This is a genomic window from Streptomyces nitrosporeus, assembly GCF_008704555.1.
GTDB classification, from domain to species: Bacteria; Actinomycetota; Actinomycetes; order Streptomycetales; family Streptomycetaceae; genus Streptomyces; species Streptomyces nitrosporeus.
In genome coordinates this window covers 2,425,799-2,438,094 of the sequence record NZ_CP023702.1, presented here as the reverse complement: position 1 = coordinate 2,438,094, position 12,296 = coordinate 2,425,799, and the positions used below count along the sequence as shown (strand labels likewise).

Sequence of the window (12,296 nt, the reverse complement as noted above, 5' to 3'; positions counted from 1 at the left end):
TTCAGTCCCCGCGCAGTGCGAGATGGACCACGTCCGGAACACCTCGGGCAACGGCTACTTCTTCGGTCCGTACCGCGTGGAACCCGGCATTCCGCAGTGCTTCCTCGAACGCGGCGGAAGGCTGTGCGGACCACACGGCGAGCACCCCGCCGGGCGTCAGACGGGCCCGGCAGGCCGCCAGACCGGTGGCGGAATAGAGACTTCCGTTGTCCTCGGTGACCGTCCAGTCGGGCCCGTTGTCGATGTCCAGACACAGAGCGTCGTAACGCTCCGTAGTGGTGTGGAGGTGGGCGACGAGGTCTGTGCGGAGGATCTCCGTACGCGGGTCGGCGAGGGCGGCTTCGGAGATCCGGGCCAGCGGGCCCTCCAGGTGCCAGTCGACGACGGCCTGCTCCCGTTCGACGACCACGATCCTGCCCCAGCGGGAGCCGGCGGCGCGCACCAGGGAGAAGCCGACCCCCAGGCCGCCGATGAGCAGGGCGGGCTCCGGGCGCCCGCCGGGCAGCGCGGCCAGCGCCGCGTCGACCAGCAGGCGCTCGGACCGTCCGTCGGAGGTGTCCATCAGGAAGCACCCGTTGGCGATGATCTCGAAGTGGCCGCCGCGCTCCCGCAGCACCACCTCTCCGTAGGGCCCTTCGTGCCGGTCGAGGGTGACGGGGGTGCGGGCGTCCGTGGCGGGCATCAGTGCGGTCTCCGGTCTCCGGTCGTGCGGCTGTCGTCGTCCGCCCATCCTCTCCGGGACCGGCCCTCCGGGCCGCGCCTTTTCCGCCGCCCGCCCGGCGGCCGGGCTCATGTCCCCTTCGGGCCGCCCGCCGGCGCGGGGTCCGGGAATGCCGGGACCGCGCCCGGCGCTGCCCTGGGAGCGGCGGACCGGGGTGCGCGGTCCTGCGGGGCCTCGTACGGAAGCGTGTGCGGAGGGGGTGCGGGGCCTCGTGCGGGGGTGAGGACCTGTGATCGCTGAGAGCGAACACGGGGTGGGGAACATTCCGGGGCTCACAAGCATTGAGTCGGCATAGCTCAACTTGTCTGCCGAAGGGGAGATCATGACTGCCGAGTCCCACACGTCCGAGGCTTTCGAGCCGATCGCCCTGCCCGTGCTGCCTCTCGACGACGAGGTCGTCCTGCCGGGAATGGTGGTCCCGCTCGACCTGTCCGACCCGGAGGTGCGCGCCGCCGTGGAGGCCGCCCAGGCCGTCGCGCGGCCGGAGGGCGGCAAGCCCGAGGTGCTGCTGGTGCCGCGCATCGACGGGAACTACACCGGGACCGGGGTGCTCGGCACCGTCGAGCAGGTCGGCCGGCTCTCGGACGGTGACCCCGGCGCGCTCATCCGGGCCCGGGACCGGGTGCGGATCGGCGCCGGGACCAGCGGGCCGGGGAACGCGCTGTGGGTGGAGGGCACCAGGACCGGCGCCGCCGTGCCCGACCCCCTGCCCGGTTCCGTCGCCGAGCTGGTCAAGGAGTACAAGGCGCTCGCCACCAGCTGGCTGAAGAAGCGCGGGGCCTGGCAGGTCGTCGACCGGGTCCAGCAGATCGAGGACGTCTCCGCCCTCGCCGACAACTCCGGGTACTCGCCCTTCCTGACCACCGCCCAGAAGGTGCAGCTGCTGGAGACCTCCGACCCGGTCGCCCGGCTGAAGCTGGCCATCCAGTGGCTCGGCGAACACCTCGCCGAACAGGACGTGGCCGAGTCCATCGCCAAGGACGTCCAGGAGGGCGTCGACAAGCAGCAGCGCGAGTTCCTGCTGCGCCGCCAGATGGAGGCGGTGCGCAAGGAGCTGGCCGAGCTCAACGGCGACCCGGAGGGCGAGGGCGACGACTACCGGGCCCGCGTCGAGGCCGCCGATCTGCCCGCGCACGTCCGTGAGGCCGCGCTCAAGGAGGTCGAGAAGCTGGAGCGCGCCTCCGACCAGAGCCCCGAGGGCTCCTGGATCAGGACCTGGCTGGACACCGTCCTCGAACTCCCCTGGACGAAGCGGACCGAGGACGCCTACGACATCAGGGGCGCCCAAGAGGTCCTGGACGCCGAGCACGCGGGGCTGACGGACGTGAAGGAGCGCATCACCGAGTACCTCGCGGTGCGCAAGCGGCGTGCCGACCGGGGGATGGGTGTCGTCGGCGGCCGGCGCGGCGGCGCGGTGCTGGCCCTGGTCGGCCCGCCCGGCGTCGGGAAGACCTCGCTCGGCGAGAGCGTCGCGCACGCCATGGGCCGTGAGTTCGTGCGGGTCGCGCTCGGCGGTGTCCGGGACGAGGCGGAGATCCGCGGCCACCGGCGTACGTACGTCGGCGCGCTGCCCGGCCGTATCGTGCGGGCGGTCAAGGAGGCCGGTTCGATGAACCCGGTCATCCTGCTGGACGAGATCGACAAGGTCGGCTCCGACTTCCGCGGCGACCCCGCCGCCGCCCTGCTCGAAGTGCTCGACCCCGCCCAGAACCACACCTTCCGCGACCACTACCTGGAGGTCGACCTCGACCTCAGCGACGTCGTCTTCCTGGCCACCGCCAACGTCCTCGAAGCCATCCCGGAGGCCCTGCTCGACCGCATGGAGCTGGTCCGGCTGGACGGCTACACCGAGGACGAGAAGGTCGTCATCGCCCGTGACCACCTGCTCCCGCGCCAGCTGGAGCGGGCCGGCCTGGAGGCGGACGAGGTCACCCTGGACGAGCCGGCGCTGCGCAAGCTGGCCGGCGAGTACACCCGCGAGGCGGGCGTGCGCAACCTGGAGCGGGCCGTCGCCCGGCTGCTCCGCAAGATCGCGGCCCAGCACGAACTCGGCGACCGCGAGCTGCCGTTCACGGTGACCGAGGTCGACCTGCGGGGGCTGATCGGGCGGCCCCACCACGTACCCGAGTCCGCCCAGGACCCGGCCGAGCGCCGTACCGCGGTGCCGGGCGTGGCCACCGGGCTGGCGGTCACCGGCGCCGGCGGCGACGTGCTGTACGTCGAGGCGTCGCTGGCCGATCCGGAGACCGGGGCGTCCGGGCTGACCCTGACCGGCCAGCTCGGCGACGTCATGAAGGAGAGCGCGCAGATCGCCCTGAGCTTCCTGCGGTCGCACGGTGCGGAGCTGGAGCTTCCGGTCGCCGACCTCAAGGACCGGGGAGCGCACATCCACTTCCCGGCGGGCGCGGTCCCCAAGGACGGCCCGAGCGCCGGTATCACCATGACGACGGCGCTGGCCTCGCTGCTCTCCGGGAGGCTGGTCCGCACGGACGTGGCGATGACCGGCGAGGTCTCGCTGACCGGGCGGGTGCTGCCGATCGGCGGCCTGAAGCAGAAGCTGCTCGCCGCCCACCGGGCCGGGATCACCACCGTGGTGATCCCCAAGCGGAACGAGGCCGACCTGGACGACGTCCCGGCCGAGGTCCTCGACACCCTGGAGGTGCACCCGGTGACCGATGTCCGCCAGGTGCTGGAGATCGCCCTCGCCCCGGCCACGGCGGGGGACAGGATCCCGGCCGCGGCGTAGGCGCCACGCGGTGACGGGCGCGGCACCCCGCGCACGGCCGGTACGGGCGGCCCGTTCCTCCCGGAGGGGAGGGCGGGCCGTCGCGTGTGCCGGCCGGCCCGGGGCCCCGGCGGGGCTCAGGGGCGGTAGACCGTGCCCGGTACCGGCTCGGCGGGGGCCATCAGCTGGGGGACGGTCACGAAGGTGTAGCCGCGTTCCTTCAGCGTGCCGATGATGCCGGGTACCGCAGGGACCGTCCCCCTGTAGATGTCGTGCAGGAGGATGATCCCGTCCTTGTCCGCCTGGTCGAGGATCCGCCTCCGTATCAGCGCCGGGTCCTCGGTGGAGTAGTCCTTGGCGGTCGCGCTCCACAGGACCTGGGAGAGCCCGAGCTCCTTGCTGATCCGGGAGACGGTGTCGTCGGTGCGGCCCTGCGGCGGGCGCATCAGCCGGGGCTTCTTCCCGGTGATCTCCTCTATCGCCAGCTGGGTCCTCTCCAGCTCGGCCCGGATCTCCTCCGGCTCGTGGTCCGTCAGGATCCGGTGGGTCCAGGTGTGGTTGGCGACCTCGTGCCCCTCCGCCGCGATGCGGCGCACCACCTCGGGGTACTTGAGCACGTGCTTCTTGCCCAGCAGGAAGAACGTCGCCGGGACCTTCTCCTCCTTGAGGATGTCCAGGAGCCGCGGGGTGTCCTCGCCCGGACCCGCGTCGAAGGTCAGCGCGATGCACTTCGCCTCGCGGCAGTCCACCGGCCCGAACTCGCCCTTGGCGTCGGACGCGGCGTCGCCCCGTGCCGCGCCGGGGGCGGTCGTCTCCATCGTGCAGCCGGCCAGCGCGAAGGTGAGGACCGTCACAAGCGCGGCGGTCAACCTGCGACCGCGCGGCGTCATCTCTCTGGGCACAGCACGTCACTCCCGGAACCGGTCCGCACCCCCGTGGCGCGGCACGCCGTGACTATACATAGAGCGTATACACATGATGCATAGCGGGGTGGCGGTGCGCCACTGGCGGATGGCGCGGCCGGGCCGGACGCGGCCGGGCCCCGGTGACCGTGGGGCGGTCACCGGGGCCCGGCGGGTGCGGGGGGATCGCCGCCCGCGGGTCTCCTCAGCCGTTCGCGAGGGCCTGGACGCGGTCCAGTGCGCCGTTGAAGCGGTTGTGGTCGCCGACGGTGGGACCGGACGAGGTGTACTGCCACATCGTGTAGAAGCCCCAGCCGGCCGGGAGTTCGCCGACGGTGGTGTTGTAGCGGGCCACCCAGAGCGGGTTGGTGGTGCCGAAGCTCGCGTTGTTGCCGGTGCAGGTCGTCCACCAGCTGGTCGCGGTGTAGATCACCGCGTCCCGGCCCGTGCGCGCCTTGTAGGTGTTCACGAAGTCGCGGATCCAGGCCACCATGCCGGCCTGGGTCTTGCCGTAGCACTGCGCTCCGTACGGGTTCCACTCGATGTCCAGCACGCCGGGCAGGGTCTTGCCGTCCCTGGACCAGCCGCCGCCGTTGTCCACGAAGTAGTTGGCCTGGGCCGCGCCGCTGGTGGTGTCCGGGGTGGCGAAGTGGTAGCTGCCGCGGATCATCCCGACGTTGTACGACCCGTTGTACTGCTGCGCGAAGTAGGTGTTCTTGTAGTAGGTCCCCTCGGTGGCCTTCACATAGGCCCACTTCACGCCGCTGTTCCACAGCGTCGACCAGGCGACGTTGCCCTGGTGGCTGCTGACGTCCACCCCTTCGGTCTGGACGGCGGCGGTGCCTATGGGCGCGGCGCCGCCCTTCTGGCCGTCATGGGCGATGACGCCCTGGCCCATCCTCGCCGTACCCCGCTCGGGGATGACGGAGCTGTCGGCCGCCGACGCCGCCCCGGGGAGGGTGAGCAGCAGGGCGAGGGCGGAGAGGAGCGTGCCCGCGGCGGCGAGGCGCGGGCGGAGCGTCTTTGCGGTTCCGGATCTGTGCACGGGCATCTGGATGCCTCCGAAGGCTCGGTGGGGGGAGCTCATGACCCAGGAGCGGGTGCGGGACACTCCTGAACGGCGTGCGCCATGGTGTGGACATGCCACCTCGGCATTTCGACTCTACGCACGTAGACAGCCCTTGCGGAAGAGGGCCCGGGCTCCGCCTAAGGTCTACTCCTGCGAAATACTGGCCGAGCTGCGGTGATGGCCGCGGTGGACGGAAACTTTCATCGGCCCGAAAGCGTACGAGGGGTGCTGACGTGCACGGGAGCGGAAGCGGGAGTGAACCCGGCGCGACGGGCCGGAGCGGGGTGGACCAGGAATTCCTGGAGCTGGAGCGCGAGTTGGCGGTCTTCCTGCGCCGGGCGCGGGCCAATTCCGGGGAGATGGCCCGCGAGGTCCATCCCGACCTGGAGCCAGGTGCCTACGGGCTGCTCGTCCGCCTGGAGTCGGCGGACCGGCAGCGCCCCACGGACCTCGCCGCCTACTTCGGTGTCGGCAGGGCGACCATGAGCCGGCAGCTGCGCGCCCTGGAGGAGCTCGGTCTGGTGTCCCGTGAGAGTGACCCGGCCGACGGGCGGGTCTCGCTCGTCCGGCTGACCGGCGAGGGGCTGGCCCGCTTCCGGCGGGTCCGTGACGCCCGGCGGTTGCGGTACGCCAGCAAGCTGGCGGACTGGGACCGTACGGAGGTGGCGGAACTGGCCCGCCTGCTGCACCACTTGAACGCACGGGCGGAGAGCTGAGGGAGCCGCCGTCCCCGGCCCGGCCGCCTCCGCCCCGCCGCGCCTCCGCCCTTCCGGTGCCTGTCCGCCCGGGGCCTTCGCCCGCCCCGGCCGCCTACAGCTCGGCGAGGACCGCCGTGGCGTCGTCGTGCTGTTTGCCGCGGCGCAGGAACACCCGCCCGGTGTCCGCCCGTTCCAGTTCCCGCACGCGGTCGATCAGCCCCTGGGGGCCCTCCTCGCGCAGCAGCGCGAACGCGGCGGACCAGTCGCCCTCCTCGAACATCTGGGTCCAGCGGCTCGCGCCGTCGGTCAGCGCCGCCAGCGCCCGCACCCGGGAGCGGGGGCTCTCGCCGGTCACCGCGCGCGAGACCACCCGGGGGTCGGCCGCGGCGGTGAAGAAGCCGCCCTCCTTGTTCCGCGCCCGGGCGTCCGCGATCGCCTCGGTGGCCAGCGTGCCCGGCGGAAGGCGGTCGAGGCGGTCGTCCAGGACCGGCCGGACCGTGCCGTCCGGTGCCTGGAGGAGCAGGACCGAGTCGGAGAGCACCAGGTGCTCGACACGTGAGGCGTCCCACCGCGCGAGGACCACCGTCGCCTGAGGCGTTCGTACGTGAGAAAGGTCACACGTGGAGCGGTGTGCGTCGGCGGTGTGCCGGATGGACAGGGCGAGGACCTCCGCCAGGGTCAGATCCCGGCGCGAAGCGGACAGTTCGGCCAGTGTCCCGCCGAGTCGTGTGGTGAACCAGGGCACCGAGTGCACACAGCCGTCGTCCCCCTGCGGCGGCGTGACACCGTCGAGTACGACGAGGACACCACCCAGGCCGGATGCCGGGACGGACGCGGAGGCCCAGTCCTCGTTGGGGTGTTCCGGCCTGCCGGGCTCGGTGGCGACTTCGATGCGCATCGGGCCAGTCTGCACGATGCCTTCACGGGGCCTGCACGATGCGGGTGTTGGCCTGTACCACCAGGTCAGAACAGGCCGCCGGGCGGAGGGCGGGGCTCCGCGGACGTGCGGGCGGGCATCCTGCCAAAGCAGGGGCGGAAGTTCCACCTGGGCCGCCATGCATGGCTGACGGCGGCTCTGGGGAGACTTGTTCGCCGTCTCGGGAGTGATGTTCACTCGTTCGAGTGGCGGAGCCGTTGATGCGCGCTCCCCTCCCAAAAGCGCTGGAATGGTCGGAAGACGTACGGCGCATAACGGGGCGGGGTGCCCATTGCACGTGACCGTGCGTCATCTCTGCTTCAAGGGTGGACGAGTCAAGATTGCGAGCACCGGTGCAGAAGAAGCGGCCTCGGAGCAAGGACAGCACGCTCGACGGACCCGAGGCGACGCCTCCGGCCGTGGGTGCGGGCAAGCGGACCGTACGGGTGCGCAGCCGGCTGGTCGCCGGCGTCGCCGTCGTCGGGATCACCGTGATCGCCGCGGGTGCTCCGGCGGCCCTCGGTGCCTCCTCCGACCTCAACGAGTCCCAGCGGCTGGTCACGCTCGCCGAGCTGAACCAGCAGGCGATCACCCTCGCGCACTCCCTCGCCGACGAACGCGACCAGGTCATCGCGCACATCGCGGCCGGCCGCGAGGAGGACCGTGAGAACGGCTCCTCGGACGCCGCCGAACGGGTCGACCAGCAGGTGGCCGAGATCAGCCCGGCGGCGCCCGCCTCGCTGCGCCGGGACCTCTCCACCGTCCCGTCGCTCCGCCGTGAGGCCCTGACCGGCAAGGGTTCGGCGCTGGAAGCCTTCCAGGCGTACTCCGACGTCATCGCCAAGCTGCACGACCTCGCCGACGAGCTGGCGGAGAAGACCCCGCCGCGGGCCGCCGACGCCACCCGCGCCCCGCTCGCCCTCGGTAACGCGGTGGAGCAGGCGTCCGCGACCCGCGGACTGCTCCTGGCGGCCCTCGCGGTCCCCGGCACCGAACCCGCGGCCCCGCAGACCGATCCGTTCACCGGTCTGCCCGTGCAGCCCCAGGACGGGAGCGACGGCGAAGGCGACCGGACCCGCGACGAGCTGAGCGCCGCCGCCCAGCAGAGCCGTGTACGGGAGCTGGCCGCCCTCGCCGAGTTCGACCAGGCCGCGAAGCCGGCCGCCCGGGACAGATTCGCCTCCACGGTCACCGGTTCCGAGGTCAACACCGCGGAGAAGTACCTCACCCGGCTCACCGACCGCCCCGAACTGTCCGACGCGGACCGCCGGTCCGCCCCGAAGAAGGTCGAAGCGGCCCTCTCCGCCCGGATCGACCGGATGCGCGGCGCCGAGTCCGCGCTCGGGACCGCCCGGGTCGAGCGCCTGGAACAGCTGCGGGACGACGACGTCACCGCCCTGGAGCTCCGGCTCGCCCTGCTCGGCGGCTGCCTGCTGATCGCCGTCGGGGTCTCCACTGCCGTGGCCCGCACCCTCACCCAGCCGCTGGCCGTCCTCAGGATCGGCGCGGCCCGGATCGCCGCCGAGCCCGAGACCGCCGAGCCGGTCCGCTACACGGGACGCAACGACGAGTTCGCCCAGGTCGTACGGTCCATCAACGCCCTGCACGGCAAACTGCACGGTCTGCACCACGGCACCACCGGACGGCTGGAGACCCTGGAGGCGGAGCGCGGCGAGCTGATCGCCGATCGCGAGGCACTCGCACTCCGGCGCGAGGAGCTCCAGGAGCACGTGGCGGAGCTGACCGAGCAGCTGGAGCGGCTGAAGAACACCGTCCACCACACCTTCGTCAACCTGTCGCTGCGCACCCTCGGCCTGGTCGAGCGCCAGCTGGGCGTCATCGAGGGGCTGGAGGAGCGCGAACAGGACCCGGACCGCCTCGCCACGCTCTTCAAACTGGACCACATGGCCACCGTCATGCGGCGCCACAGCGAGAACATGCTGGTCCTCGCGGGCGCCGACCACGGCCAGGGGCACGTCGGCCCGATTCCGCTGGTGGACGTGGCGCGCGCCGCGGTCAGCGAGATCGAACGGTACGAGCGGGTCACCATCCAGGCCCTGCCGCCGCACGCGCAGATCGCCGGTTTCGCCGCCGACGACCTGAGCCACCTGGTGGCCGAACTCCTGGAGAACGCCACCTCCTTCTCACCCCCGGACTCCCGCGTCGAGCTGTCCGGCTGGCTGCTGGAGACCGGCGAGGTGATGCTCTCCGTGCAGGACGAGGGCATCGGCATGTCGGCGGTCCGGATGGCCGAACTCAACGCCAGGCTGGCCGACCCGGCCTCCTTCGAGGCCGGCGAACAGGCGGCGGACGGAGCGGGACTGGGGCTCCAGGTGACCTCGCTGCTCGCCGCGCGCCACGGCGTACGGGTGCAGTTGCGCGAGCAGAAGGGGAACGGGGTGGCCGCTGTCGTCGTCATCCCCCAGGCCCTGCTGCCCGAGGCGCCGCCCGCTGCTTCCCCGCCGCCGGTCAGGATGTCTGGGGACGCGCCCACCCTGAACCTGCCGGGATCGGTCGCCGAGGCCAACTCCAACGCTCTGCCGCCCCGTTCGGCCGACCAGGAACCGGACCAGGGCCAGGACCAGGCCGGGTCCCAGGACCAGGACCAGGCCGGGTCCCAGGACCAGAACCAGACCCAGGACCCGGATCCGCTGATCGCCGCCGCGGAACGCACGATCGCGGAACGCTCGGCCGTGGAAGCGGGTACGGAGACCGGGACGGCCCCCGGATCCGGTGCCGCCGCCCCCGCAGCCTCGGACACCGGTTCCGCCGTACCGGACGCCACCGGCGCGGCAGCCGCCCCGGACGCTGGGGCGCCCGGGGCCACGGTGACGACCGGGCCCGCACCGGTGGCCGGGCCCGGCACGGGGACGCCGGAACCCGCCGTGCCGGAGGCGCCCGTCGCGGAAGCCTCCGCTCCCGAAGCACCCGAGGCCCCGGCCTCCGAGGCACCGGAAGCCGAGGTCCCGGAGACCGTCTCCCCCGAGGCGCCGGAAGCCGGGGCACCGGAGACCGCGTCCCCCGAGGCCCCGGCCCCCGGGGCACCGGCAGCCCAGGTGCCGTCCCCCTCTCCGTCGCCGTCCCCCTCGCGGCCGGTCGAGTCGGACTCCGAGACCACCATGCAGGTCCGGATGCCCTCGCCGCAGCGCGTCCCGGACCCGTACGCCATCGGCCCGGACCGTCACGAACGGGCCACCGACGAAGGTGCCGGCGAAGGTTCTGGCGAAGGGACCGGCAAGGGCCCCGCCGCCGGGCCCGCCCCGGCGTCCGCCGCCGTCCCGGCTCCCGGTGGCCCCGCCGCCCCCACGGACGCCGCGGCCACCGCGCAGCCCGCCGCCGAGGACCGCGGACCCCGGCAGCCCACCGCCGCGCCCCCGGCGCTGCCGCCCAGGCCGGCCCCCGGTTCGGGGCTGGGCGAGGAGGTGCCCGACCCGGCGCCCTCGCCGGAACGCCTCACGGACAAGGGCCTGCCCAAGCGGACCCCCAGGATCACCGCACCGGCCACCGCACCGGCCTCCGAGCGCAAGGGGACGCTGGACAAGGAAGCCCTGCGCCGCAGGCTCGGCGGCTTCCACCAGGGCGCGAAGGACGGCCGGCGCGATGTGGAGGCCGAGCTCACCGAGACCACTTCACACACCGATGAGACGGGGGACACAGTCGAGGAGGCACGCAGTTGACTGCGCCCAGCACATTCGGGCTGAGTACCGAGGCCCGGAACCTTCACTGGTTGCTGAGCAATCTCGTGGAGGAGGTGCCAGGGGTCCACTCGGTCACCGTCGTCTCGTCCGACGGCCTGATGCTGCTCTCCTCCGATCCCGGTCTCACCACGGCCAGGGCCGCGGGGCAGGAGCGGGGTCCGAGAGGCTCCAGCGCCGATCTCGCCACCATCGTCTCGGGCATCGGCTCGCTGACCGTCGGCGCCGCCCGGCTGATGGACGGCGGAGCCGTGAAGCAGACGATGGTCGCGATGGACGAGGGCAGTGTCTTCGTCATGTCGATCAGCGACGGCTCCCTCCTCGGTGTGCACGCCACCCCCGACTGCGACATGAGCGTCGTCGCCTACCACATGGCGCTCTTCGTGGGCCGGGCCGGACACGTACTCACCCCCGAACTCCGCAGTGAGCTGCGCAAATCGATGGAGAGCGCCCAGTGACGTCAGCCGCCGAACCCGCCCGCAGGCTCCCCGTCCGGGGAGCCGACCGCAAGGCCGCGCGAGTACGCCCGTACTCCCTCACCGGTGGCCGTACCCGCTTCGGCCACGTCCTGCTGGTCGAGACGTTCGTCGCCGCGCTGGAGGCACCCGAGGAGCGCCGTGAGCTGACCAACGGCAACCTCGCCTCGCGCGTCATGCCGGAGCTCCGCGCCATCGTCGAACTCTGCCGCCGTATGCGTACGGTCGCGGAGATCTCGGCCCTGCTCAAGATGCCGCTCGGTGTGGTCCGGGTGCTGCTCAGCGACTTGGCCGACCAGGGAAAGATCCGCGTGTACGGGACCGGTCACGGCACCGGCCAGCCCGACCGCGCACTGCTCGAAAGGGTGCTCAATGGACTCCGCCGTCTCTGAGGCGCCGCTCTTCGCCCCGCGCCGGCCGGGGCCCCGGGACCAGGCCGACGAGTCGGTGCAGGCCTGGCAGCTCGACCACACCCGTGCGCCCACCGCGACCAAGATCGTGGTCGCGGGCGGATTCGGCGTGGGCAAGACGACGTTCGTGGGTTCGGTCTCGGAGATAACCCCGCTCCAGACCGAAGCGCTGATGACCCAGGCCAGCGAGGCGACGGACGACCTCTCCGCCACCCCGGACAAGGTCACCACGACCGTCGCGATGGACTTCGGCCGGCTCACCCTCGACGACGACCTGGTGCTGTACGTCTTCGGCACCCCGGGCCAGCAGCGTTTCTGGTTCATGTGGGACGACCTGGTGCGCGGGGCGATCGGCGCGGTCGTACTGGCCGACACCCGCCGTCTCGCCGACTGCTTCGCGGCCCTGGACTACTTCGAGAGCTGCGGACTGCCGTACATCGTGGCCGTCAACCACTTCGAGGGGACGCCCGGTTACGCCGAGGAGGACGTGAGGGAGGCCCTGACGGTCCCGCCGCACGTACCGGTTGTGATCATGGACGCGCGCAAGAGGATCACCGTCGTCGAATCACTGCTCGCCCTGGTGGGCCACGCTCTCGACGTCACCCCCGCGTAGAGAACGCGCCCCGGGCACGTTCCACCGGACGCGTGCCCTCTCGCGTGCCCCCCCCGCACCCACGTCCACGT

At 72.5% G+C, this 12,296-nt stretch carries 10 protein-coding genes; 6 read left to right on the top strand and 4 right to left on the bottom strand.

From position 1 onward, the window contains the following. Position 1 precedes the first annotated feature (1 nt). The gene (locus tag CP967_RS10495; protein WP_150487723.1) at positions 2 to 682 is read right to left on the bottom strand and encodes a spermidine synthase family protein; all 681 of its coding nucleotides are present in this window, start codon (positions 680 to 682) and stop codon (positions 2 to 4) included. Positions 683 to 1,043: 361 nt separating this feature from the next. On the opposite strand from CP967_RS10495, the gene lon reads away from it, so the two are divergent. After that, entirely contained in the window at positions 1,044 to 3,467 is a 2,424-nt protein-coding gene (gene lon / locus CP967_RS10490; protein ID WP_150487722.1) for an endopeptidase La, read from the top strand. Positions 3,468 to 3,583: 116 nt separating this feature from the next. On the opposite strand, the gene CP967_RS10485 is transcribed toward lon, so the two are convergent. Together CP967_RS10485 and CP967_RS10480 are read right to left on the bottom strand one after the other, a co-directional pair. Continuing rightward, positions 3,584 to 4,336 carry a polysaccharide deacetylase family protein gene (locus tag CP967_RS10485; RefSeq protein WP_150491785.1) on the bottom strand — a complete coding sequence of 251 codons (753 nt, stop codon included), beginning with the start codon at positions 4,334 to 4,336 and terminating at the stop codon, positions 3,584 to 3,586. A 217-nt stretch (positions 4,337 to 4,553) separates the two neighbouring features. After that, complete coding sequence (locus CP967_RS10480; protein ID WP_150487721.1) at positions 4,554 to 5,399, bottom strand: lysozyme; 846 nt, start codon at positions 5,397 to 5,399, stop codon at positions 4,554 to 4,556. 251 nt (positions 5,400 to 5,650) lie between these two features. Here CP967_RS10480 and CP967_RS10475 point away from each other — a divergent pair, with 251 nt between their 5' ends. Then, positions 5,651 to 6,133 carry a MarR family winged helix-turn-helix transcriptional regulator gene (locus CP967_RS10475; protein ID WP_150487720.1) on the top strand — a complete coding sequence of 161 codons (483 nt, stop codon included), beginning with the start codon at positions 5,651 to 5,653 and terminating at the stop codon, positions 6,131 to 6,133. Between the two features lie 94 nt (positions 6,134 to 6,227). Here CP967_RS10475 and CP967_RS10470 read toward each other — a convergent pair whose 3' ends face one another. Further along, the gene (locus CP967_RS10470) at positions 6,228 to 7,013 is read right to left on the bottom strand and encodes a protein phosphatase 2C domain-containing protein (protein WP_150487719.1); all 786 of its coding nucleotides are present in this window, start codon (positions 7,011 to 7,013) and stop codon (positions 6,228 to 6,230) included. Positions 7,014 to 7,384: 371 nt separating this feature from the next. Between CP967_RS10470 and CP967_RS10465 the strand changes: the two genes are divergently transcribed. Genes CP967_RS10465 through CP967_RS10450 form a run of 4 tightly spaced genes read left to right on the top strand, consistent with a single transcriptional unit; the run spans position 7,385 to position 12,225 of the window. Then, entirely contained in the window at positions 7,385 to 10,708 is a 3,324-nt protein-coding gene (locus CP967_RS10465; protein ID WP_150491784.1) for a sensor histidine kinase, read from the top strand. Next, on the top strand, positions 10,705 to 11,184 hold the full coding sequence (locus CP967_RS10460) for a roadblock/LC7 domain-containing protein (RefSeq protein ID WP_150487718.1): 480 nt from the start codon (positions 10,705 to 10,707) through the stop codon (positions 11,182 to 11,184). Before CP967_RS10465 ends, CP967_RS10460 begins: the two co-directional genes overlap by 4 nt. Next, positions 11,181 to 11,594: a DUF742 domain-containing protein gene (locus CP967_RS10455; protein WP_150487717.1), complete on the top strand. Its 414-nt coding sequence runs from the start codon at positions 11,181 to 11,183 to the stop codon at positions 11,592 to 11,594. The genes CP967_RS10460 and CP967_RS10455 overlap by 4 nt, the downstream gene beginning before the upstream one ends. Continuing rightward, complete coding sequence (locus CP967_RS10450; protein ID WP_150487716.1) at positions 11,575 to 12,225, top strand: GTP-binding protein; 651 nt, start codon at positions 11,575 to 11,577, stop codon at positions 12,223 to 12,225. The genes CP967_RS10455 and CP967_RS10450 overlap by 20 nt, the downstream gene beginning before the upstream one ends. Positions 12,226 to 12,296: the final 71 nt, after the last annotated feature.

Coding starts and splice junctions, on each gene's coding strand:
- CP967_RS10495 (WP_150487723.1), bottom strand. CDS start 682: ATGCCCGCCACGGACGCCCGCACCCCCGTCACCCTCGACCGGCACGAA.
- lon (WP_150487722.1), top strand. CDS start 1,044: ATGACTGCCGAGTCCCACACGTCCGAGGCTTTCGAGCCGATCGCCCTG.
- CP967_RS10485 (WP_150491785.1), bottom strand. CDS start 4,336: ATGACGCCGCGCGGTCGCAGGTTGACCGCCGCGCTTGTGACGGTCCTC.
- CP967_RS10480 (WP_150487721.1), bottom strand. CDS start 5,399: ATGCCCGTGCACAGATCCGGAACCGCAAAGACGCTCCGCCCGCGCCTC.
- CP967_RS10470 (WP_150487719.1), bottom strand. CDS start 7,013: ATGCGCATCGAAGTCGCCACCGAGCCCGGCAGGCCGGAACACCCCAAC.
- CP967_RS10450 (WP_150487716.1), top strand. CDS start 11,575: ATGGACTCCGCCGTCTCTGAGGCGCCGCTCTTCGCCCCGCGCCGGCCG.